Source organism: Cognatundibacterium jejuense, assembly GCF_014284255.1.
Lineage (GTDB): Bacteria > Pseudomonadota > Gammaproteobacteria > Burkholderiales > Burkholderiaceae_D > Undibacterium > Undibacterium jejuense.
The window spans coordinates 44,109-67,367 of the sequence record NZ_JACOFV010000006.1 but is presented as its reverse complement, the minus strand read 5'-3'; the positions used below and the strand labels follow the sequence as shown (position 1 = coordinate 67,367).

Here is a 23,259-nt window from a genome sequence, read left to right as displayed (position 1 = left end):
CGATGCACCGCTGGTTCTCGGATCTGTTTGTGTTATTCACCATATCACTAGCCACATCAGCAACCGTGTTGGCGCAGGAAGCTTGCCCTAAAGTTGTTATTTCCGCTGACCCCGCTTATCCCCCGCTACATTGGTATGACGGTCAGCATTTTCAGGGGGCGAGTATCACCCTGACCACTAAAGCATTAAATGCAATAGGTGTTCCTTTTGAATTTCGTTATCTGGGACCGTGGAAGCGGGTCTTAATCGCAGCAGAAAACGGTAGTATCGATCTGGTCACTAGTCTAAAAGATACCCCGGAACGCCGCGAATTTCTGACCTTTAGCTTACCGTTGTTGAGCAATCCGGTTGCTGTCTTTGTGCGTAAAGGTGAGTCATTTTCTTTCGCAAAAAAGGAAGATCTGATCGGACGCCGGGGTGGTGTTGCGCGTGGAAACCGTTTTGGTCAGCCCTTTGATAGTTTCATGGATGAACATTTGCAAGTTGAAGTGACGCACAACATGGAAACCAGTTTCCGGATGTTGATTGCCAATCGATTTGACTACGTATTGACAGGTTATTACCCAGCAACCAATGCGTTGATGACATCAAAATTAGATCTGCGGATACAGGCAGTCAAACCGTTTGTGACAGAAACAGCCAACCTGGTTGGATTTGTCAGCAAAAGTCCGTGTCTTAAATATTTAAATGCGTTCAACGAGCAAATAGACAAAATGCGTAAAAATGGAGACATTGACCGGGAACTTAAAAAAGCTACCGAAGAATGGCGCCGCCACCCTATGCTGCATAAAGACTAAAAGCAAACTTTACACGCTCAGGTTTGATATTATTTGCCCGTTTCCTCCGCGATCTGAATTCTCCGAATAAATATTTTCCACATTGACTCCCATCATCATGCAAATTAAATTCTCTAACGCTCTCCTGAAACATATTTCTGTGCTGTTTTCGATTGCGCTGTTTGCTGGAAATACGTACGCCAAAACTACCGCAGAGACCACCGCTAAAGGCGTGTTATGGGAAGTGAAATCGGCGACCAATACTGCCTATTTATTTGGTTCCATTCATCTCGCGAAAGCAAGTTTTTATCCCTTACCGGAAAAAGTCCAAAAAGCATATAAGCAGGCTGACACCTTAGCAGTTGAGCTTGATGGCACTGATGGCGAGGCAGCAGTCAAGGCCTTACCCTTGTTAAAGTATGCAGCGCCGGACAAATTACAAAATCACCTGCAGCCAGCGACATGGGAGTCCTTACAAAAGATGACCGGACCTGTGGCAGAGCGCTTTCAACCATTAAAGCCTGCGATGGTTGCGACGGGACTGTTGGTAGGTAGCTTTGCGCGACAAGGCTACGATCCTGCACAAGGAGTAGATATCCATTTCATCAATCGTGCTAAGAAAGATAAAAAATCGATCGTCGAGTTAGAGACCATGGAATACCAGGCGCAGATTTTAGGTGGTCTGAGTGATGAAGAAGGCGATGCCATGTTGTCGCAAACTTTAGAAAGTATAAGCAACGGTGAAGCAATACGTGATACCAACCAACTTATTGCAGCATGGAAGGACGGAAACGCAGAAAAGGTCGTGAGCATGTTGCAAGCCGAGGCAAACAAAAATCCGGGCTCAAAAAAAATCATGAAACGATTACTCGATGAGCGTAACCCAGCCATGGCTGATAAAATCGTCGAATTAATGGCAGCGGGTAAGCACGTGCTGGTGGTGGTTGGCGCTGGACATATTGCGGGAACCAATAGCATTAGCGATTTGTTGAAACAGCGTGGATTGCAAGTCCGTCAGATCAAATAGATTCTAAGAATAAGTAAAGAAAAATTATATGTCGTCTGAATTTCCTGCAGATGAGACTGCCGGAACAGTCTCAAAGACAGAGTATTTGTTGCGTGAACACGCGTGGGTATCGCTGGAAAACGTCAATGATGTCGAAGCCTGGCTGGATTTGCATGACCGTGAATTACAACAAATAACAGGCAAGAACCCTCAAGCTGGATATGGTGTTTGCTTTCATTTGTTGCATGGCGGCGAAATTTATTTGCATACCAATAGTGACGGCGATATTTTGTTAGACGTCACGCCAGACGCTGCATGGGCAGAGCCGGTATTAACTGCAGTGACCCGCGTAGCCCCACCACGCGGTCAAATCTGGTTAGTCCCTGGTCAGGTATTAGTGCAATTGATTTTAGGTTTGAATAGCCTGATTGCTGGTAGTCGGCTGGTGCTGCAACATGCGTACCGGATTCAAAAGTAAGCATGACGTTTAGCGTTGTTAGTCGCCGTTAAAACTTCATTTGTAAGACGCATTACGCTCAACTTCACTCGCCCCATCTATTGCTCTGGGGCGGGTAGAGTTGAATCAAAAACGCTAATTCACAACGCCGTTGCGGTCAATTCGTACCACACGCGCGCCGTTCGTTTGTTTAACGTTAACTTCTGCCTCGCTTGGACCATTTACTTTGATGTTGGCTAAGCGTAACAGCAATTCACGTGCATGCAGGTCACCTGAGCCGTTGATCTTGGCAGTAAGATTATCCGCAGTGCCGGATAATGAACTGGCTCCAGGACCATTCATGACTATTTCGATCTTATTGGCCGCATTCAATTTTGCGTCTAAATCGCCTGAACCAGAGATTTCTGCATTGAGGTTTTGATCAACGTTGAGACTAACATTGGCAGGGCCATTATTTTTGAGCACGACCGTTTTTGCGTGTAAGTCTTTTGCATCGACATCGCCTGACCCGTTAATGGTAATCATCAAGTTATCTGCTGCACCAGCCAAATTGACGTCGCCAGGCCCGTACAATTGTAAAGTCGCTTGCGCTACTTTGAGTCCCTCAACATCGAGGTCACCTGAACCGGAGGCATCGACTTTTAATTCTGTGACCTGACCTCGTAATTTCGCGCTACCTGGTCCTTGTAACATCAGGTTGACCGACGCATCTTGCAAGTAATCAGCCAGAAAATCACCGCTACCGTTAACTTTCAGATTCAGTAGCTTGCTAAGCTTACCCATCTTCACGTCGCCTGCGCTATTCATATTTATATCGGCCTGAGCAACTGATAATTGATCGAGGTGAAGGTCACCACTGCCGTTCGCTATTGCATTGAGTGATTGCACCTGGCCGATTGCTTTGATGTCGCCCGAGCTATTCGATTTGAGCGAAAACTTGTCGTTTTCAAGACCGCGTAGTTCTATATCACCGCTGCCGGAGTTGTCCACGCTATCTAAGTGTGCTGCTTTGATCTTGACGGTACCTGGCGTATTTTTCCAGGTAAAACTAAACGACTTATTTTTATTCCGAATGACGAGTCGTTGACCTTCTACAACGGTTTCGATTTGGGAAACCAAATTATCATCCCCGGTGATTTCGACTTCGTCTTTATCCCCTTTGGTGATGACGATATCGAAAAAACTTTGATTTTCAAGCTCAGTAAATGCGGTTACCGGTCTTTGCTCGGTGATGGATTTACCACTACCGACGATTTTTTCGCCATCAATTTTTACCTCACATGCTGAGAGAGTGATCAGGGCTACAACTAGCCAGGCGATATTTTTTTTCATAATATAAAATTAAGTGAGTTAATTAATATTGAGCAATACTTAAGTGTAGTCTTGTTATCGACAGAATTGCCTATAGATTGCGACGGAATGCAGAATCCGTGTTCCCGGATGTAAAAAAAGGAGATGGGCGTTGCATATTTGTATTTTGGCATTACACTTGGTGTACAGGAACTTCACAAAATGACCCGGTTGCGAAACCTGGGGTATTTATTAAAGCGAGATTTTTGTTTGCCGTTTTGTCTCCTGATGGTTTTGCATAAGCCCTTTCACAGGAATTCAGGCCATGATTTTTTTCATTTTAGTGAGCACTTTTCTTATTTCTGAATCAGACTGCCTATGACTACACGCCGCCAAATATTAAAGAAAAGTATTCTTCTCACCGCTGCTGGCCTGTTCAGCACCACAAAATTAATAGGCTCTGCGCATGCGGCGGATGCAAAATCGTCCGAATTAGCGCCGCCGCCTGATCTGTTCGACTCGCAAGCTTTAGACATCGATTTTTGGGTAAAGCCACGGACGATTGATCTGATCCGCCCGGCATCCAACGAGCGTAGCAAATTGCTCTACTGGAAAGATGGTGAAATTATCGATTCTGCCTATCAGGAGTTGTGCCATATTTTGCGTGACGTGAATGGCAAACAATCCGCAGCAATCGATCCTAAGTTGTTTGAAACCTTATGGGCCACCCAAGCCTATGTGGCGCGTTTTGGTATGACCAAACCGCTAGAAATTTTATCTGGATATCGCACACCAGATTCTAATCGTCGGTTGATCGAACAAGGTGTTCCTGCCGCACGTAAATCCTTGCATATGGACGGCAAAGCCGCTGACATCCGTATTCCCCATTTACATGAAGAAGTACTGGGCTCGCTGATCACCAGTTTTCGTGAGGGTGGTGTGGGCTTCTATTACCGCGCTAGTGCAAACGGTGGCTGGATCCATACGGACACCGGCTTGCAGCGTAGTTGGAAGGGGTAGTTAGTAGGGATGTCGCGTTAATTTTGAAAAGAGAGTGATTACCTTAAACGAAGGAGTTTGATGCGAACGGTAATTTTTGATGACGACGGTGAACACCAAAGGCTGACGTTTTCCGCTGGAAGTGATTTTGGTTTGTATACGGTGGTATGCCGCTTATCCTTTGAGTTATCGCCGTATTGAAGAGATGATGCAAGAGCGCGGCGTGTTTGTGGATCACTCTTCTATTAATCGTTGTGCGTGCCAGTTCTTACCGATGTTGGAAAAGATATGATGGAGCAAGCCTCAACCCGGCAAAATGCACCAGCTTCCTTTACGCTGACGAAGGCTTGATCGCAGAAGCAACGCAAGACATCACACTCAATGCAGATCAAACCACGACATTAAGCGGTAGCGCTACCATTACGACCCAATACGGTCCTAAACCAGACAATGGCTTTATGACCGGAATACTGTTCATCAAAACCAAGAACAGCTCAGGTCAAGACACCATCGCCTACTACCATAACGATCATTTGCAAACACCGATGCAAGCGACCGATAAAGCAGGCAATATCGTGTGGAGTGCGAGTTATACGCCATTTGGACGCGCTACGGTCACGACACCTGCAGTCACAACTGATAAAGCAACGATCACGTCCAAGTTACGGTTTCCGGGGCAGTATGAAGATCAAGAGACGGGGTTGCATTACAACTACAACCGGTATTATGATCCGCAAACGGGGCGGTATGTAACGAGTGATCCGATTGGACTCAACGGTGGCATCAATACCTATGCCTATGTGGGTGGGAATCCTGTTTCTGGAACGGATCCATCGGAATTGGAGATGTGTTTGTATCGAAATGAAAATGGGAGCTGCGCGGGGTGGGCTGATATGCCGGCTATTCCTCAGCCTGTTGTTAATGCCGCTGCAGGTTTTGGTGACGGTGTGTCTTTAGGGATGACGTCTTTAATTCGCGAAATAATGGGAACCAATGACGCAGTTGATTTCAGTTCGAGAGAATACTGGGGAGGAGTAGGAGCGGGTATTGTGGTTAATGCGATTGGTATTAAATCTGGTGGAGAGATAGGCATTGACAAAAATATAATAATTGCTCCGTGGGGAAATAGAACGGGTAATAAATATGGCGAGTGGCCTCACTACCATCGTAGAGGTTCGCCAGATGGCAATGGTAAAACTCCTCAAGTGCAAGGTATTGGACGACATCGTCCTTGGGAGAAAAAGTCTCCGGATAAAAATTGGTGTGACAGGTTTTAATATGAAAATGCCATTGATTATTGATGAAAACGGCGACGTATCTATCTATTGGTCGTTAAAAGATGCGGAGCAGAGTATTGAGGCAATCGATATTCAGCATAATGAATATGCCGGATACGACGCTACCGGTAGATTGTTATCGTTTTCGGTGAAAGATTTTCGAACGATACAGATTTGTGTTGCAGAAAATATGCCAAGTCACGTGCATGAATTAATTGTCGCTTTACGGAGATTTATAGAGGCACGTATGAAATGGGCGAATTTAGATGACTTTTCTTTAGATGAATTGCTGCAAAGTATTGAGGTCAATGGCATTAAAAACTAATTTTTATAACGTTCTCATAATACGGCTATAGTACACAGTCTCATCTCTTTATACTTATAGACAAAAAAACCGGTAAGGGAAACATCCTTTGCCGGTTTTTTTACGTATGCGTATGTCGGGGGAAATCCTTTAACTCGTATTGATCCAGATGGTAGATTGTTCTTCTTAGTTATTCCTGGTGTTTGTTGCGGGTGGTTGTGAAGCTGCTGGCTTAGTAATAGCTGCAATAATAACGTGGTGGTGGCAAAAAAATCCTCCAATTGCTTCGAGTTCCCAATCTGAACAAGATCAAGAATATGAAAGATATAAAGTCAAATACCTGCAATGATGATTTATAGAAAAATGCTGATTAAATATGATTCAGATGAGGTGATGTAAGTTGTGACAAAAAAAACTAAGTTTCAGTGAGTGCTGTTTGAGCTGATTTGGTGGCCTTGGACTCGCGATTGCAACAGAACCCTTTATGTGCTTGTTCTACCTTACTGCGATACAACCTCCTAGTATTCATGCGGGTCGCAAGGAAATTGCAGGTCTGACTAGTTAGTAGGGGTAGTTCGCAGGCTGAGTGGGATTGGCGGGTGCAGTCCGCCAATCCCTGCTAAGGTTTTATTTTTAATGCCTTATTTTGACGGTGCGGCGGCTTTCGCTTTGGCTTCATCGTAAGCAATGAACACACTCATCTTTGCCGGATCAATGTAACGACGGAATGCCTCATTCACTTGCTCCACCGTCAGTGCCTTGATTTTGTTATCCATGGCTTGTGACCATGCCCAGCTGCGTTTCAGGAATAAATTGCTATTCCAGCCGCCAGCCACGCTGCCGTCGTTCGTGCGGGATTGCACGCGTTGTTGTAACAAGCCGGATTTTGCTTTGGCGAGTTCGTCGGCAGTGAAGCCATCTTTCAGCGCACGGGCTAATTCTTCTTTAATCGCTACTTCAACGCGCGCCAGATTTTGTGGTGCTGCTGTGCCGCTGATGCTGAAACTACCTACCGGATCAATCTCACCCGCAGACAGATTAGAGCCTACACCGTATGACAGGCCTTCTTTTTGACGGATGCGCTCCATCAGGCGTGAGTTCAAACCAGCGCCACCGCCAAAGATGTAGTTAGCGACACGCAAGGCCGCAAACGCTTCGTCATCCTCACGTAAGCTCAAAGTCATCGCGCTGGCATACACTCCACTTTCTTTGTCCGGTGTGTTGAAAGTTTTACGCACCGGTGCCGGATCAGCACGTTGGCTGACCATACGGGTGTATGGCGCTTTGCTCGCCCAGTCGCCAAACGCGCTGTTGATGGCTGCTTTGGTCGCTGTTACGTCCATATCGCCAACGATAGACAATTCCCCCTTAGACACGCCGTAAAAGTCGTTGTGGAAGGCTTTAATGTCATCCAATTTGACACTACGCACATCTGCCAAAGACTGATCCAGCGTTTTAGGCGCACGGAAGTCGCCTTGTGGATAGACATTGAAATACTGCGCCATTTCGCGTCCGACAATTGCACCAGGTTCATTACGTGAAGCTTCCAGCCCAACCAGGGTCTGATCGCGCAATTGCGTGAATTCACTTTCTGGATAAGTGGCATCGCGCATCACATGTGCGACCAGCGCCAGTGAGGCGGCCAGATTTTCTTTGGTCGTCTGGTAAGAGAACAAGCCACCGCTCATTTTCAGCTTAGACATCTGATCGTCGATGTCGGCACGGCTATATTTGCTGGTACCTGCGGCGAGCAAACTACTTGCCATACCGCTGACTGTGCTCTTGCCAAACAAACTTTTTTCATCGCCCCAATGCAAAGAGATTGAGACATTCACCGTTTCACCACGATTCTTTTTAGGTAAAAGAGCGACTTGCAGATTGCCGATCTGACTAATTTCTGTGCGTTTGTCGATGTTGGCTGGTGCTGGATCAAAGGCTTCACCTTCGAGTTTCGCGGCCTTAGGTTTGAAGTCTTTCATCACTTCAGCAATGCCTGGTGCTGCCGGTACCTCAGCGCGTTGCGGCTTATCTTCCGGGATGAACATACCTACCGTGCGGTTGTCCCGCACCATGTAATGTTTAACTGCTGCGGCGACTTCTTCTGACGTCATTTTGTCGGCATCATCACGGTCTTTGAATAAATAGCGCCAGTCACCCATGGCGATATATTCAGACATACTGATACCAATCGACTCATGGTTGTTGAGCATTTTTTCAAAACTATTGGCGTTATCACGTTTGACGCGATCGATTTCTTCCTTGCTTGGCGGATTATTTTTGAAATCTTCAATCCCCGCCAGTAAGGCGTCTTTAGCGGCATCGACTGAATCCCCTTTTTTGACTGCCGCACCGATAATGACAAGACCAGGTTCTACACGTCCAACCTCTGTTGCAAATACTTGTACAACTTTGCCGGTTTCTACCAGTTGCTTATGCAAACGACCATGTGGGGCGTTGGTCAGGATGTCGCTGGCAAAGCTCATGGCATCGCGATCGGTATGCAGATTAGCTGGTACTTTGTAAGCAATCATCACGATTTGAATATCACCTGCACGGCGCACCATGAAACTACGTTCACCATCCTGGGTTGGCTCTACCGTCCAGAATACTGGCAAGCTACGCTTTGGCTTAGGAATTTTGCCAAACGAGTTATTAATCCATTGCAAAACTTTGGTCTGATCAAATTTACCGGCGACCAGCAATACCGCATTGTCCGGTTGATAGTATTGATGATAAAAGGCTTGCAGATTTTCGATTTTGACGTTTTCAATATCACTACGATTGCCGATGGTAGAGTTGCCGTAGTTATGCCAATCGTAAGCTACGCTTTGCATGCGTTTCATCAATACGCTACCAGGTGAGTTTTCACCGCGTTCGTATTCGTTACGCACCACAGTCATTTCGGTATCGAGGTCCTTGCGGGCAATATTGGAATTGACCATGCGATCGGCTTCCATCGACAACGCCCATTCCAGATTGCTGTCATCGGCCTGGAATAATTCATAGTAATTGGTACGATCTAATGAGGTCGTGCCGTTCATACGCATACCGCGCTTGTTGAATTCTTCAGTGATCTTAGGATTTTTAGGCGTGCCTTTGAACATCATGTGTTCCAGCAAATGCGCCATACCGGTTTCGCCGTAATTTTCCTGACGTGAACCGACCAAATAAGTCACATTGACTGTCACCGTCGGCTTAGTGGCATCTGGCATTAACAAAACGCGCAAGCCGTTCGGTAAGCGATATTCAGTGATACCTTCAACGCTGGTCACCTGAGTGATGCCTTTAGGCAGTGTGTCAGAAAAAGCCGCAGGAGCCGTGAACAAAATGGCGCCGCCGAGTACTAAAGCGCGTAATACTGGTTTGAGTGACACCGAGATTCCTGATTGGCGAACAGAATGGGTAGGCATAGTATTCCTGAAAATGATCAAAGGTAATTTAAAAAGTGGCAACGTAAGAACAAAACAATAAACTAACAGTCATTCAATCTGCGTAACCATAAAACTCTGGCTACCTGTCCAGATTTCCCCGGGAGCCAGTGAAATGGGGCGCATAATGTTCGCTGCCTCGACGCAAAGCATACGCTGGTCTCCATCAAGCTCCATATCGCTGAGTTTGAGTGCCGCTTGTGGTCCCGGGTTCCACACCACTGCATCAGTAAAACCCGTGGTGTGAATATGTAGATGTTGATGCGCTTGTTGCAGGCACAGCTGGTCTGAAACATTGGCGTAAATACGATCGGTTTCACCCTCAATGTGCAACAGTTCTGCAGTTTCTTCGCAATGGCTCTTGCCAGTCAGACTGTCGCGATAAAGTGCTCCTTGCAGACCGCGCAGACGCGCTTCACGGATATCGTTGACGGCCAGATAGGTGTGCAGGGCAGAAGTAAAGCTAAAGGTGGTGTCACCGGTATTTTGTATCGATAAAGCGACCTGCAAACTATTGTCGTGCACACTGACAGCCAATTGTGCATTGAATACATGCGGCCAGATCGTCAGGCGAGCAATATTTTCTTTCAGGTAAAAAATTGCTTGTGCTGCACCATCTTCCGTTTGCTGTTGCTGTAGCAACTTCCATTCAGCGGTGCGGGCAAAACCGTGTTTAGGTAGGGTACCCATGCTGGCAAATTGCGGAAAAATGACTGGAATTCCGCCGCGGATTGCCACACCTTCCTGGTACTCTGATTTTTTGCTTAAGAAAAGTTGTTCTGTGCCGCCAGCTGGTATCCACGAACAGACATGTGCACCTTGATGGCAAATACTCACCGTCGCGCCATCGCGCGCAGTCAGGGTCAAAAAATCCATGAAATCGTATCCCGTTCACTTCATATAAAGGAGATCTATTCTATGCCAGCTCAGAAACTTCGTGGCGTTTTTTGCAATGTAAATGAGATGTTTTTTTGCTGAAAGTTGATCAACTTACTTTGGTGCTGCGGTGTATTTTTCTAAGCGCATAATAGACCTTGTTAAAGGCTGAAGGCGCATGAAAGAAACAAGCAAATTTGCCTTGCTGTGGCGCACTACAGCGAGATATTGGTAACGGGTCATACGCCGGCTTATAGGGTAGCCACCGCGACGTTTACAAGCGCAGCGATGGCTCAAAGGTTTGAGCGCTCAAATTTTATTGGCTACTGGCGTAACTCTGCCTTAATCATGTCTGCTGCTTTTTCTCCTATCATCATGGTTGGTGCATTGGTATTGCCACCGATCAGGGTTGGCATAATCGAGGCATCGACCACACGCAATCCTTCCAGCCCTATCACTTTCAGGGCAGGATCAACCACCGCCATCGCATCCACGCCCATTTTGCAGGTACCAATCGGGTGATACACCGTGTCACTGGTGGCGCGTATAACGGCACGAATATCGTCATCGGTATGCACATTGGCAGTCTGGAAATCGCTGCTACGCGCATTTGCCAAGGCTGGCGCATCCATGATTTTGCGCGTTAGCTTAAAGCCTTTGACCATGCTTTCCATATCGTCCGGATGTTCGAGGAAGCGCGGATTGATCAAGGGTGCAGCCAGTGGATCGGGCGTCGCCAGTGTCACTTCGCCTATACTCTTAGGGCGCAATAAACACATGTGGCAGGAGTAACCGTGACCCAGATGGAGCTTGCGTGCATGATCGTCCAGCATGGCGACGACAAAGTGCAATTGAATATCGGGTGCTGCCATGCTGGCATCGGTTTTTAAGAAGCCACCGCCCTCCGCACCATTTGACGATAGCATGCCACGACGTTGACTTTGATAGCGGCTGAACTCCCGCATCATGCGAATACTACCACCCGCCGAAATACCCAACAGATCTAAACTCTTTGCCCTGTATTTGAAAACGAAATCCGGATGATCCTGTAAATTCTTGCCGACGCCAGGTAAGTGATGGATAACCGGAATTCCTAATGCCTGTAAGGCTTTAGCGTCGCCAACACCAGACAGCATCAATAACTGCGGGCTTTGGAAAGCGCCTGCAGCCAGTAAAATTTCACGATTGGCGCGCAGTGTTTTGAGTGTGCCGTTTTGCATCATTTGCACACCAATAGCACGCTTTCCTTCAAACAAAATTTTCGTGACCTGACAACCGGTTTCTACTCTGAGGTTAGTGCGCTTACCCATATGCGGATGCAAATAGCCACGTGCCGCAGTCCAACGTTCACCTTGATATTGCGTGACCTGATAGATGCCGACACCTTCTTGTTCCGCGCCATTGAAATCGGTGTTTACCGGGAATCCTGCTTGCTTTCCTGCTTCCACATACAAATGCGGGAACGGATTATCGCTGCGCAATTCACTGACGCGTAAAGGGCCATCCTGACCGTGAAATTTCCCCCCATGGGTTTCATTGTTTTCAGAATGTTTAAAGTAGGGCAGTACATCATCATACGACCAGCCAGTATTGCCTAACGCTGCCCAGTGATCGTAGTCGACTTTATGGCCACGGATATACACCATGGCATTGATGCCGGACGAGCCACCCAGCATCTTGCCGCGTGGCTGATATCCACGTCGTCCGTTTAAGCCTGGTTGTGGGACTGTTTCAAAAGCCCAGTTATTGAGCTTGGTTGGCAACATCGCGACAACACCGATCGGTGCATTGACCACCCAACTGTCACCACCGCCACCGGCTTCGAGCACCGTCACACTGATACTGGGATCTTCAGTCAGGCGTCCGGCGACCGCACAACCACCGGCACCACCACCGACCACGATGTAGTCACTGTTTTGATTCATAGAGTCTCCGTATTTTTATGGTGAAGACGGATGCAGGATTGTCGAGGTGTTTTTTGGTATGAACCAAATCACGCGCAATCTTGCTCCGGCTTCTTTTTATGTTGCAGTGCAGTGTTGCTGAATCACGCTTTACCATGTACGGTAACAACTACGACTTGCGCAAATATACTAACGCTAGCAAGATTGTTTCACTTCAGCGCAAGAAAGATATTAGTACGCCCGTTCAGATAAAGTAAGGACATTTGCTGCCACGTTGTTTGTGCAAGACAACGCGTGAAGATCAATGATGAAATAAATAATTTTAAACAATGTCAGTCAAGGTTTCCGACACCATTGCACCGTTGTTATCGGTGCAAGATGCAATTTTTCCGGCGCATCCGTTCACGGGTTTGCTGGCGATTGCGCGTGAGAAAAACTGGCATGGTCCTGACTTATTTCCCGAATTTCAACAGCAAAAGGGCGGCCGGATTAGTTATTTACAGGCGCGCGAAGGCTTGCTGCAAGCACGACATCATGCCGGTGATGAGATTTGTATCTGGTCGGGGGCACGAAAATCACTACCACAATTAGGGCAGATGGCACGTGGCATGCTGGCGCAGCCAACCATCTTGGATGCTTTGCAATTTGGTCTCAAATATCAGTTAATTGCTGGTTCTATGGTGCATTTGCAATTTGAAGCGGGTAGTCCGTATTCAGCCTTGATTGCGCATGCGTTGTTTGACGACGTTGAATTGCAGGACTTTTTAGCGGTCGATCATTTACTCACCGCCGTCAACGCCGCGCGCGAATTGTGTGGGCCAGCATTTCGCTTACACCAGGTCGAATTACGTGGCATGACAAAAATCAGTTTGGCTTTGTATGAGCAGATGTTTGCTTGTACTGTCGTTACCGGCGCTGATGTCAGTCGTGTTTTAATCACCAATGACATATTGCAAATACCCTTAAAATCCCCCGATCTGAAGATCGTGCAAGAGGCCGGAGCTGCTTGCGAACAAGAGCTGGCAGCTGTCGGCGCACTGGGACGGCAAAGTTTGTTAAGAACCTTGGTTAATCAGCATTGTGAACTACATAATGTTGATCAAATGGCACAGGCCTTGGGAACCAGCCCACGTTCTTTACAACGCTTGCTGGCGCGGGAAGGAATGTCGTATTTTCAGATTATCGAAAACATCCGGATAGATCGTGCCAAACGCTTATTGCAAACAGATCTGAGTCAGGAACTTATTGCTGAGCAACTCGGCTATTCTGATGCCCGCAGCTTCAGGCGTGCATTCAAACGCTGGACTAATCTTAGCCCTGGCGAATTTCATCAATCACGTAAGCTAAGTACATTCAAGACTGAAGTATAGTGAGCACCGTGCGGGTTGCACCCACTCAAGTTTAAGCCGATTTTACCGGATCATAAATTGGTAAATCAAACCAGAAAGTCGTGCCGTGTTCAGGACAACTGACGAAGAAGATCTCACCGCGCATTTTTTCTATCAAAGTCTTTGCAATCGATAAACCAAGACCGGTTCCGCCTTGTTGTCGCGTATTAGTGCTGTCAGCCTGCGTAAAGGGTTCAAAAATATGCGCCTGAAATTCTAATGGTATCCCTGGGCCATGATCGCAAATTTCCATCCGATAAACATGGTTGGACTGGAACAACCGGATATTGACTTCTGCGTCTTCCGGAGAGAATTTGGCGGCATTCGAAATCAGGTTGGTGATGACTTGCATTAAGCGGTCACTGTCACCAAGGCACCACGCGTGTGGTGTATCGGTCGTCGAATCAGGAATCAGGCGTACATCTGCCACTAACGAGACGTGCAAATTGGTGGCGTAGGCGGTATTTGCTTCTATTGCCTGATATAACAGAGCGACCAGATCGACGGGTTCGGATTTGATGCTCATTTTACCATTGGCGAGTTTATCCATATCGAGGATGTCATTGACCAGACCAATCAGGCGCTTACTGTTGGCGTTAGCAATACGTACCAATTGTTGAGCAGCGTCGGATAAGGTACCGGCCACTCCGGACTCTAGCAAGCCTAGTGAGCCACGTATCGATGTGAGTGGCGTACGTAGTTCATGGCTGACCACGGAAATAAATTCGGTTTTGAGTTGATGCATGCGCAGACGGTCGCTGATGTCCATAGTGAACGCTACCCATTCTTGCTGGGAGTTTTCCAGATGATTGACACCAACCAAAACAGGAATAGAGCGACCATCCGCATGCCTGAGCATGATCTCAAACGACGAAGTGGTACCAGTCGTTTGAAGTTCGTTATACGCTTGCATACAAATGTATTGATCAGATTCTGACATCAGCTCACGCCAGAAATAGCTCTCACCGATAATTTGTTCTCGCGTATAGCCGCACAGCTGGCAGAAAACTTGGTTCACGTCCAATAGGCGCTTCCGTTGATTGCCATGCACGATACCGATCAAGCTTGAATTCATCAGACGTTGCAAGCGACCTTCGCTGTCACGCAATGCATCGAGTGTGCGTCGTTGTTCGGTGATGTCTTCGATCATCCAGACCGTACCCTTGTGGTAGGTCTCTGAGGACAAAGCGCGACCAGCGACCCGTGCAAAAAATGCTTCACCGTTATTGCGATGCAAGCGCCATTCGATTTCAACTAATTCATCGGCGAGTAATTTGGGAATGACCGCATCGCCAAAGGCTTCATAGTCATCCAGATGTTGATATAAGAAAGAAGTTTTGACGCCTATCATCGATTGCGCATCGGGAAAGCGACAAAGCTCGGCCAAGGCCTGATTGGCCCTGACAATCACATCATTACTGACGAACATGATGCCCACCGGCGCATTGGCGATCAGAATTTCTAGTTCTCTGGCTAATTCTTTGTAGCGATTTTTGCTGGCATTGAGGAGTTCCTGATTCAGCATCAATTCTTCTTCAATGCGCTTACGTTCAGTGATATCAATATGCGTGCCGACCATGCGCACTGCGCGTTGGTTAGTATCCCATTCGACTACCGCCCCGATCGACATAATCCAGCGCCATTCGCCGGCTTTATTTTTTTGTCGGAATTCTGCGTGGTAATCAATTGTTCCTCGCGAGGCAAAATGTTTTTGATACGCTTTTCTGAGATTTGCCACATCATCTTTATGTACGCCATCAGACCAGAAATAATTCCAAAATTGCGAAGAGTCAGGAAAATCCTCTGCTGAGTAACCAAGCATTTGCAAATATTCCGGACTGAAGGTACTTTTACCCGACTGTAAATTGATATCGTACAAGCCCTGATTCGAGGCTTTCATTACCAGCCGCATCTGTTGTTCGGCAGCGAGTAATTTTTGTTCCGTGAGTTTGCGTTCGGTATTGTCGCTGATGAAACCATGCCATAACACGCTGCCATCGGCCTGCTTCTCTGGTGTCGCATCACCGGCTAACCAACGTTCGCCGCCGTCAGTGCGTAAAACACGATATTCATGATGCCAGATGGTGAGTTCTGCTGCGGAACGGCGTATGCCGATGATTAAATACGCTAAATCATCAGGATGTATTTTTCGATACAAAATACTGGCGTCATTGATTAACTGTTCTGCTGTTATCTCAAACAATTGCTCAACGGCTGCGCTGACGTACTTGAAGGAAAATTGATGTTCGGAATAGCGTTGGAACTGAAAAAACATACCCGGCAAAAAGCGCGAGAAGTTACTCAGCAAGGTATGACTTTTTTCCAACTCATCCTGCGGCGGTAAGGACGGCATGGAGGAGTCGATCGCGATCAGGTTTGATTTTCCAGTCATAGCCTTGCCCGCACAGTTTACTGATAAAAGGGAACACTAAGTTTGCAGTCTAGTGCCTGTAATGCAAGCTTCGTGTGGCGTTACAAAGATCGTCGGTACTGCTTAAACTTGAGGGAAAATGCTGACTGACAAACAAACAAACTATGCTTTTTGTCTGCCAGCCTTGTTACATGATTACTTTGCTATTTTATAATAAAAATCTCATTGACGTTGAGTGACAATCTGATTAAAAAAATCATAAACACCTTGTTCGCTCATTCGTCGCGCATTCGATAATTCACCACCTTTCGACGCATACAGGACGGTATTGTCTGGTTTTAACACCACCGCGGCAGGAATGCCCTTTTTGATCGGGTTGCCATAGCTATTGGCCAGATCCTGATTTTTATCGAATTGGCCAACATCGACTTTGACGACCACAAATTTGCTGGCGATTAAGGCTGCGCTTTGACCTTGCATAGATTTACTTAATTCCAGGCAATCTTTGCACCAGTTGGCACCAAAAATAACCAATACATCTTTTTTTGCTGTTTTGGCTTCTGCCAGCGCTTTGGTAACCATCGCTGGTGCATCTGCTGTTTCATCGTAAGGATGGGCGATGTCAGCATGCGCAATATTTAAACTCAAACTCAGAGCAAAACTAGCAAGTAAAGAGAGAATTTTTTTCATGATCAAAATCTAAAAAGAGAAGAATAACTCAATAGTGACGTAAATCAGTTGGTTTGTCATTGGACATGCAATCACAAATACTGATTTTATATACAGTAATTTGCATAATTTAGGCTAAAATAGGGCATTCCTTTTATGCCTGATTCTCCGAGTTGAAAAAAATCATCCATTGCGACTGTGATTGTTTCTACGCATCAATAGAGATGCGGGATGATCCGTCTCTTCGTGGTCGTCCTTTGGCCGTTGGAGGACGGCCGGATCAGCGCGGGGTAGTGGCAACTTGTAATTATGAAGCGCGACGCTTTGGTATTCACTCTGCAATGCCAATGTCGCAGGCATTACGCCGTTGTCCGGATCTGGTGATATTGCCGCCAGCGATGGAAAAATATCGCATTGCTTCACGTCAAATTTTGGCGATCTACCGCGATTACACTGATGCTGTTGAACCTTTGTCACTCGATGAGGCGTATCTGGATGTCAGTCAATCCTCACACCACCATGGCAGCGCAACGCTCATTGCCCAAGAAATTCGTGCTCGCATCGCCGATACAGTAGGTATAACAGCTTCAGCTGGGGTTGCTCTAAATAAATTTCTCGCCAAAATTGCCAGTGACTGGAATAAGCCGGATGGCATGTTTGTGATCTTGCCCGATCAGGTACAGGATTTTGTCGCCGTTTTACCTGTTAAGCGCTTATTTGGTGTGGGAAAGGTCACCACTGCAAAGTTACACAGCATGGGAATTAATGAATGTAAGGACTTGCTTACATGGTCATTAGCTGATTTAACTTTGCATTTTGGTAAGCTTGGAAACAACTTATACCAGCTTTGTCGTGGTATCGATTTGCGTGAAGTGGACACCAGTTCCGAACGTAAATCGGTCAGCGTTGAAGAAACTTATACCAACGATTTACCTGACCTCGCAGCCTGTGTGGCAGAAATGCCGGAGTTATATACTTCGCTTGAACGGCGCGCGGACAGGGCGGGTGCTATCCCTCATATTCATAAACTTTTCGTCAAAATACGTTTTTCAGATTTTCGTGTCACCACGGTGGAGTGTGTGGGTAAAAACATGAGCCAGGAGGTCTATGGTCACTTATTAGAAACCGGCTTTGCTCGACGGCATTTACCGGTGAGGTTGTTGGGACTCGGGGTCAGGCTAGCTGAGATTGATAAGGGGAGCAGCGGGCAATTAACTTTGTTTTGACGACAAGCTGTGTAGCAAAAAGAGCCTGATATTCATTGAAGTAGCCGGACGGTACCTTTGTCAATGCATGTATTTATTTCTGAGTCTGTCCATTAATCCGGATTGCTTCACTTTTTCAAACGCTTTACGGATTTTTCTTACCAGAACCGGATCGCTTTGCTTGTTCAGTGCGAAGTAATAGCTACTTTTATCATCTAACACCAGCATAGGTTCTAGCTCATTGGGGTTGCGTTTTTCTTTTTTCATTTGATATGCCGCGCTCCAATCCAGGGAAATGATCAGATCGATTCTGCCGACTAATAATTTTTTTAGATTTGATTCTGCAGTCGGTGCATAGTCTATTGCAGTGTCCGGCACATTATTATTTTTTAAAAACGTTTTCGCGGATGCCATTTCGCGAACCAGACCAATTTTGTAATGAAAGCTATCAGCGACAGTTTTGACTTCAATGTCTGTGCGACTTTTGAGTTTGTATAAGTAGATCTGTCTTGAACTAATAGGGCCTATCCATTCAAATAACTCCTCGCGATCAGCATTACGGGTGGTCGAAAAAATCAGCGTATTAGGCTGCGTTGTCGCCATTTGATAAGCGCGTGCCCAGGGCAAAATATTGACCGTCGATTTGATCTTCGCTTCTCGCAAGACCGCCTCAATAAGCTCAGTTGAATAGCCGGTGGCGACGCCGTGATCCTCGTAATTCAGTGGTGGTAATTCTTCCGTGACGACTGTCAATTCAGTAGCAAAAGCGCTGCATGCAGCTAGCGCAAACGCGCAGACGATGATAATTCGTTGACAAATAAGGCGAGAAACATAAAAACTCATGCGCTGATTCTACACACGATGAATGAATAGAATATGACAAAAATGTATCCAGCAAAAATTGCTTCTCGACCGGCTTCCTATGAGAGAAGATAGAAGTTGAGTTTGACTTAGATAAAATACTCAATGCGCTGTGCTCTTGGATACAACGCCTGGCTGTAATTGCAAAAAATACTGGTTTTCGAGTTGTTTGATATTGAGTGTATTTAAACCTGCATTGAAAATTTTCTGTAAACGCAAGCCACGAGCTGTATGCTGGAAGCAAATATGCATAGAAAAATTGGTCAATTCTTTAGCGTGAAAGACAATATTCAGTTTGTCTTTGCTCAGGCTGTTGTCCGTAATGAGCAACTGACGCAACACGTTTTTGTCGATCACAATCACATCAACGCGACCAGCAAGTAGTTTTCTGACGTTGCTGATGTCTGAGGGGGCGGTGTCCGTCCGTATGATACGTTGTTTGACCAGCGCGTCGAATTCTTCGCCGTTCGCGTAGTCTTGTACCACACCAATATAATAAAACTGCAAATCTTGTAAGGTTTGCCAATCAAAGAGTTTATTTTTTAGCGATGCAAAACCCACCGTGCTATTACCCAAAGTGTTTGAGAAATAGCAGCTTTTCTCGCGCTCCTTCAAATAAAACGCCGGAAAATATCCGGCATAGTCCGCATCGTTTAAACCAACTTGTACCGTGCGGCTCCATGGAAAATAATCAATACTGACCTCTGACTGACTTTTTTGCGCCGCTGCTTTCACTATCGCCGCAACGAATCCCTCGTCAGGTAATGATGGACTAACATAAGGAGACCAGTCCAGAGAGGCCAGACGCAGACGGTCTACTGGCGCTGAGGCAGCAGTGATAGGCAGCGAAGTCAATATGACCGCCACGAATATTGCATTCAATAATGTGGGAAATCCACGCATAAATTTTTTCGACAGCTGGGTAGTCAGTGAGAAGGCACGCCAGAATTTGCTTCCGGCTCTGCTTTTTTATAACCTAGGGGTTCTCTTATCTCCATGATGTTAATTCAAAGCAATAATGTCACATGTGATCATGAGCATTGCCGATAGATAATATAAGCCAGACTAAGATTAAAAATGTACCTTGAGAACAACAAAGGCAGGATGAAAGAACAGTACAAGCCTATTTCATTTTATATAAAGCAACAGCATGCCAACGACTTTGTTTCATTTCGGCTGTGCTGCTATCCGGCATCAAGGGGCTAATGCGCCACCACATGCTCACCTGCACGGGAATGACTCATTGCAGCTTGGCGGTTGGATGACTGGTATGGCATGCAACAAATCGGCACTTGGTCATCCTCCGCGAAGACGAGGACACAGTTCTGCGAGAGAAGCTGTAAAAAAATGGCCTCGCCCGAAATAGTAGCAAGGCCAAACTCGTGTCGGAATAATCGATTCAATTAATATCCGACACCCTTTTTTTATGCATTGAACACGTGCTTACTTAAAATCACCTGAAAAAACACGTACCATTTTTTCGTAAGCCAGATACTTTTGCATTGCTGTTTTGAGATCGGACACGGTGAGCGCCGATATTTTTTTCTCGAGTTCAGTATCATGTTGCATATTTAATCCCAAGAACAAGTTACTGGCGAGATTTTGAGCTAACAGATTGTCCTGACTACGTTCTAGCTGACGTTCTTGCAAATAGCTCTTTTTGCCATCTTCTAATTCTGCTGCTGTGAAGCCGTCCCTGACTGCTTTGTTGATCTCTTCACGCATACCGGTTTCTAGCTTTTCGCGATTTTGCGGAGCGTAGATAGCATAGGCGGAGAAACTGCTTACCTCGTCAAGATACGCTGCAGAATACGAGGAGCCACCACCATAGCTGATCCCATCTTTTTGACGGATACGGTTAAATATTCGCGAATTTACGTTGCCACCGAGCAGATAGTTTGCCATGACTAAGGCTGGATAATCAGGACTTTGCGCGCTGGTTGGTACGCTCATATTGGCAAAGAAAAATGCGTTTGCTTTGTCTGGCGTCGCAATGCGTTGATCTTTGCCTTGAGTCGCGTTGTACACCTTGTTCAGGCGTTGGAAATCGTGACCAGCTTTCCATGCACCAAACGCAGATGCTAGTTGGCCTTTAAGCGCATTCGCATCAAACTCTCCCACCACGGCAACTTGCGCCTGATTTGCTTGATTAATGCCATAGAAATCCTTCCAGAACGCGCGAACATCCGCCAACTTAGCATTCTTTAAACCTGCGATTTTTTCAGCGATACTTTGATAACGACGCGGGTCACCAGCTGGCCAGCTATTGTTCGCCTGACGTACCGCATCAATAGCCAATGCCTGCGGATCTTTACTGGATTCTTCCAGTTGCGCCAATTGTGCGTTCACCAGTTGGGTGAATTCCGTTTCATTGAACGCGGGTTGACGCAAGGCATCGTGCACCAATTCCAACACGCGTGGCAAGTTGTCACGTACAGTTTCCAGTGTCACGCTGACATTACCGGCACCACCCGTAATTTGCAACTTGGCTTTGAGTTTATCGAGTTCTTCAGTAAATGCCTGATGGCTGAGTTTTTCAGTTCCACGATTAAGCATTGCCGCTGCCAATTCAGCATTCAGTGCTTGATCTTTAAGGCTTTGTGCATCACCCAGATATAGGTTCATTGCCATGACGACCGTATTGCCACGTGTAGTTTTCGGCAACAACGCATATTTCAGGCCATTGTCGAGTGAACCAATCTGAGTACGTTTATCGATGTTGGCAGTCGAGCTATCAAAGACTTCGGCCTGAGCAATTGCTACACCAGGTTTGAAGGTTTTGATTTGTTCTGTCACGTTGACCTTGGCTGGCGCTGGTACACGCTCTGGTTTTGCTTCAGGAATAAAGCTACCAGTCGTGCGATTGCTGGTTTTGAGCCAGGTTGTGGCAACCCTTTGGACGTCGGCGACGGTCAGCGCATTGACGCGATCGCGGAACAACAAGAATAAACGCCAGTCGCCGGAAGCGATGTTGTCTGACAAAGCCACCGCGAATTTTTCAGGGTCATTAAATATCTGTGCCAGATCCGAATTCAGCTTTGCTTTAGCGCGGGCTAATTCTTCTTCGGTTACCGGTTGTTGAGCAAAGCCCTCGATCGTACTGACCATGATCTTCTTGGCTTCGGCAGTATCCTGGTCAGAACGCAGATTTGCGCCTATCAGTAAGAAACCTGGCTCATCCAGATTGGCTGCATAAGGGAAGACGTCAACGGTTTTCTTCGCTTCTACCAAGGCTTTGTACAAGCGGCCATTTGGGCTGTCTGCGAGGATTAAGGCGAGTGCCTCAGTCGCTGCGTAATCAGGATCCGCGGCAGGCATCGTGTGATACATCGCCACTACGGCAGGTGATTCGCCAACGCGGCGCACGGTCACATCACGTTCACCATCTTGTGTCGGATCAAGAGTGTAGGTTGGTTCAATTACGCGTTTGGGGCGTGGAATTTTACCAAAATATTGGACCACTAATTGCAATACCTGGTTTGCATCAAACGCGCCTGCAACGGTCAGCGTTGCATTGTCTGGCTGATAGTATTTACGCCAAAATGCTTGCAAATGAGGGATATTGACATTTTCTACGTCAGTGCGTGCACCTATCGTATCTTTGCCATAGTTATGCCATTGATACGCGCTGGAAGTGACACGCTGCATCAGCATGCCTATAGACGAGTTTTCGTTTTTTTCCATTTCATTTCTGACCACCGAGAATTCTGTTTTCAGGTCCTCACCAGAAATTCGTGAATTCACCATGCGATCCGCTTCCATGGAAAGCGCCCATTTCAGGGTTTCTGGTTTTGCCGCAAAGGTTTCGTAGTAGTTTGTGCGGTCATAGGAAGTCGTGCCGTTAAACTGCACACCGCGCTGCGACATTTCTTCCCACAAACGCGGATGTTGCTTGCTACCTTTAAACATCAAATGCTCTAACAAATGCGCCATCCCGGTTTCACCATAGTTCTCATAGCGTGAACCAACACGATAGGTGATGTTGACGGTGGTGCTTGGTTTGCTCGCATCTGGTACCAACAATACTTTTAAACCATTCGGTAGCACATACTCATTGATGCCTTCGACGTTTCGTACAAACTGTATGCCAGCCGGTAATTTTGCGTTAGCTGCCGCCGGAGGTGCAGACTCCGCTGCGATGGCAGGTACATGCATTAATCCACCAAAAGCAAATGCCAAAGATAAACTGACAGCGGATAGCGAGAAACGAGAAGACGTCATAGAACACCTTTTTGAAGTTGAGATATTGACCATATGTACCCGGATGCTATGCCCACGCAACGCGACCATTGAGCGTTTTACACCGAAGTAAAGTTGGTAGTATTTAAAAATTAAAATTATTTAATAACAACAAGCAGGAAGAGTGTAGCAGACACAAAGCGATATTGTGGAAGCAACTAAAATGATGGGACTTGTGCAAAATCGCGCCAGCGACATTGGACTTAAGC

17 protein-coding genes and 1 pseudogene are annotated in these 23,259 nt (G+C 46.5%); 9 read left to right on the top strand and 9 right to left on the bottom strand.

Annotated elements, in window-relative coordinates; all coding sequences use genetic code 11:
* Positions 1–2 precede the first annotated feature (2 nt).
* The 3 genes from H8K32_RS08005 to H8K32_RS07995 all read left to right on the top strand — a co-directional run bounded on the left by H8K32_RS08005 (position 3) and on the right by H8K32_RS07995 (position 2,260).
* Positions 3–797 (top strand): substrate-binding periplasmic protein, encoded by a 795-nt coding sequence (locus H8K32_RS08005; protein ID WP_186911960.1) that lies wholly within the window; start codon positions 3–5, stop codon positions 795–797.
* Positions 798–894: 97 nt separating this feature from the next.
* On the top strand, positions 895–1,803 hold the full coding sequence (locus H8K32_RS08000; protein WP_186911959.1) for a TraB/GumN family protein: 909 nt from the start codon (positions 895–897) through the stop codon (positions 1,801–1,803).
* A 28-nt stretch (positions 1,804–1,831) separates the two neighbouring features.
* Positions 1,832–2,260 carry a hypothetical protein gene (locus tag H8K32_RS07995; RefSeq protein WP_246447213.1) on the top strand — a complete coding sequence of 143 codons (429 nt, stop codon included), beginning with the start codon at positions 1,832–1,834 and terminating at the stop codon, positions 2,258–2,260.
* Positions 2,261–2,374: 114 nt separating this feature from the next.
* Here H8K32_RS07995 and H8K32_RS07990 read toward each other — a convergent pair whose 3' ends face one another.
* Positions 2,375–3,571 carry a GIN domain-containing protein gene (locus H8K32_RS07990; protein ID WP_186911958.1) on the bottom strand — a complete coding sequence of 399 codons (1,197 nt, stop codon included), beginning with the start codon at positions 3,569–3,571 and terminating at the stop codon, positions 2,375–2,377.
* 336 nt (positions 3,572–3,907) lie between these two features.
* Between H8K32_RS07990 and H8K32_RS07985 the strand changes: the two genes are divergently transcribed.
* From H8K32_RS07985 to H8K32_RS07975, 4 genes and pseudogenes are all read left to right on the top strand, one after another.
* The gene (locus tag H8K32_RS07985; RefSeq protein WP_186911957.1) at positions 3,908–4,549 is read left to right on the top strand and encodes a YcbK family protein; all 642 of its coding nucleotides are present in this window, start codon (positions 3,908–3,910) and stop codon (positions 4,547–4,549) included.
* A 115-nt stretch (positions 4,550–4,664) separates the two neighbouring features.
* Positions 4,665–4,814: pseudogene (locus H8K32_RS20340) on the top strand (IS6 family transposase); the annotation flags it as partial.
* Positions 4,815–4,986: 172 nt separating this feature from the next.
* Positions 4,987–5,805, top strand: coding sequence for an RHS repeat-associated core domain-containing protein (locus H8K32_RS20570; protein ID WP_186912087.1), 819 nt, complete (start codon positions 4,987–4,989; stop codon positions 5,803–5,805).
* A 1-nt stretch (position 5,806) separates the two neighbouring features.
* Positions 5,807–6,130 (top strand): hypothetical protein, encoded by a 324-nt coding sequence (locus H8K32_RS07975; protein ID WP_186911956.1) that lies wholly within the window; start codon positions 5,807–5,809, stop codon positions 6,128–6,130.
* Positions 6,131–6,750: 620 nt separating this feature from the next.
* Here H8K32_RS07975 and H8K32_RS07970 read toward each other — a convergent pair.
* From H8K32_RS07970 to H8K32_RS07960, 3 genes are all read right to left on the bottom strand, one after another.
* On the bottom strand, positions 6,751–9,519 hold the full coding sequence (locus H8K32_RS07970; RefSeq protein ID WP_186911955.1) for a M16 family metallopeptidase: 2,769 nt from the start codon (positions 9,517–9,519) through the stop codon (positions 6,751–6,753).
* A gap of 69 nt (positions 9,520–9,588) precedes the next feature.
* Complete coding sequence (locus H8K32_RS07965) at positions 9,589–10,413, bottom strand: D-hexose-6-phosphate mutarotase (RefSeq protein WP_186911954.1); 825 nt, start codon at positions 10,411–10,413, stop codon at positions 9,589–9,591.
* Positions 10,414–10,736: 323 nt separating this feature from the next.
* Positions 10,737–12,338 (bottom strand): GMC family oxidoreductase, encoded by a 1,602-nt coding sequence (locus H8K32_RS07960; protein ID WP_186911953.1) that lies wholly within the window; start codon positions 12,336–12,338, stop codon positions 10,737–10,739.
* 308 nt (positions 12,339–12,646) lie between these two features.
* Here H8K32_RS07960 and H8K32_RS07955 point away from each other — a divergent pair, with 308 nt between their 5' ends.
* Positions 12,647–13,687 (top strand): helix-turn-helix transcriptional regulator, encoded by a 1,041-nt coding sequence (locus H8K32_RS07955; protein ID WP_186911952.1) that lies wholly within the window; start codon positions 12,647–12,649, stop codon positions 13,685–13,687.
* A 31-nt stretch (positions 13,688–13,718) separates the two neighbouring features.
* Here the strand turns inward: H8K32_RS07955 and H8K32_RS07950 are convergent, their stop codons facing one another.
* Positions 13,719–16,097: a PAS domain-containing sensor histidine kinase gene (locus H8K32_RS07950; protein WP_186911951.1), complete on the bottom strand. Its 2,379-nt coding sequence runs from the start codon at positions 16,095–16,097 to the stop codon at positions 13,719–13,721.
* A 201-nt stretch (positions 16,098–16,298) separates the two neighbouring features.
* Positions 16,299–16,766: a thioredoxin family protein gene (locus tag H8K32_RS07945; protein WP_186911950.1), complete on the bottom strand. Its 468-nt coding sequence runs from the start codon at positions 16,764–16,766 to the stop codon at positions 16,299–16,301.
* A 152-nt stretch (positions 16,767–16,918) separates the two neighbouring features.
* Here H8K32_RS07945 and dinB point away from each other — a divergent pair, with 152 nt between their 5' ends.
* A complete protein-coding gene (gene dinB / locus H8K32_RS07940) occupies positions 16,919–17,971 on the top strand; it encodes a DNA polymerase IV (protein ID WP_186911949.1) in 1,053 nt (350 codons plus the stop codon).
* Positions 17,972–18,031: 60 nt separating this feature from the next.
* On the opposite strand, the gene H8K32_RS07935 is transcribed toward dinB, so the two are convergent.
* The 3 genes from H8K32_RS07935 to H8K32_RS07925 all read right to left on the bottom strand — a co-directional run bounded on the left by H8K32_RS07935 (position 18,032) and on the right by H8K32_RS07925 (position 23,032).
* On the bottom strand, positions 18,032–18,793 hold the full coding sequence (locus H8K32_RS07935; protein WP_186911948.1) for a substrate-binding periplasmic protein: 762 nt from the start codon (positions 18,791–18,793) through the stop codon (positions 18,032–18,034).
* Positions 18,794–18,913: 120 nt separating this feature from the next.
* Positions 18,914–19,714 carry a substrate-binding periplasmic protein gene (locus tag H8K32_RS07930; protein WP_186911947.1) on the bottom strand — a complete coding sequence of 267 codons (801 nt, stop codon included), beginning with the start codon at positions 19,712–19,714 and terminating at the stop codon, positions 18,914–18,916.
* Between the two features lie 540 nt (positions 19,715–20,254).
* Entirely contained in the window at positions 20,255–23,032 is a 2,778-nt protein-coding gene (locus tag H8K32_RS07925) for a M16 family metallopeptidase (RefSeq protein WP_186911946.1), read from the bottom strand.
* Positions 23,033–23,259 lie beyond the last annotated feature (227 nt).

Bases quoted from the DNA above. Each gene is read 5' to 3' on its own strand.
- H8K32_RS08005 (WP_186911960.1), top strand. From the start codon at position 3: ATGCACCGCTGGTTCTCGGATCTGTTTGTGTTATTCACCATATCACTA.
- H8K32_RS08000 (WP_186911959.1), top strand. From the start codon at position 895: ATGCAAATTAAATTCTCTAACGCTCTCCTGAAACATATTTCTGTGCTG.
- H8K32_RS07995 (WP_246447213.1), top strand. From the start codon at position 1,832: ATGTCGTCTGAATTTCCTGCAGATGAGACTGCCGGAACAGTCTCAAAG.
- H8K32_RS07990 (WP_186911958.1), bottom strand. From the start codon at position 3,571: ATGAAAAAAAATATCGCCTGGCTAGTTGTAGCCCTGATCACTCTCTCA.
- H8K32_RS07985 (WP_186911957.1), top strand. From the start codon at position 3,908: ATGACTACACGCCGCCAAATATTAAAGAAAAGTATTCTTCTCACCGCT.
- H8K32_RS20570 (WP_186912087.1), top strand. From the start codon at position 4,987: ATGACCGGAATACTGTTCATCAAAACCAAGAACAGCTCAGGTCAAGAC.
- H8K32_RS07975 (WP_186911956.1), top strand. From the start codon at position 5,807: ATGAAAATGCCATTGATTATTGATGAAAACGGCGACGTATCTATCTAT.
- H8K32_RS07970 (WP_186911955.1), bottom strand. From the start codon at position 9,519: ATGCCTACCCATTCTGTTCGCCAATCAGGAATCTCGGTGTCACTCAAA.
- H8K32_RS07965 (WP_186911954.1), bottom strand. From the start codon at position 10,413: ATGGATTTTTTGACCCTGACTGCGCGCGATGGCGCGACGGTGAGTATT.
- H8K32_RS07960 (WP_186911953.1), bottom strand. From the start codon at position 12,338: ATGAATCAAAACAGTGACTACATCGTGGTCGGTGGTGGTGCCGGTGGT.
- H8K32_RS07955 (WP_186911952.1), top strand. From the start codon at position 12,647: ATGTCAGTCAAGGTTTCCGACACCATTGCACCGTTGTTATCGGTGCAA.
- H8K32_RS07950 (WP_186911951.1), bottom strand. From the start codon at position 16,097: ATGACTGGAAAATCAAACCTGATCGCGATCGACTCCTCCATGCCGTCC.
- H8K32_RS07945 (WP_186911950.1), bottom strand. From the start codon at position 16,766: ATGAAAAAAATTCTCTCTTTACTTGCTAGTTTTGCTCTGAGTTTGAGT.
- H8K32_RS07935 (WP_186911948.1), bottom strand. From the start codon at position 18,793: ATGAGTTTTTATGTTTCTCGCCTTATTTGTCAACGAATTATCATCGTC.
- H8K32_RS07930 (WP_186911947.1), bottom strand. From the start codon at position 19,714: ATGCGTGGATTTCCCACATTATTGAATGCAATATTCGTGGCGGTCATA.
- H8K32_RS07925 (WP_186911946.1), bottom strand. From the start codon at position 23,032: ATGACGTCTTCTCGTTTCTCGCTATCCGCTGTCAGTTTATCTTTGGCA.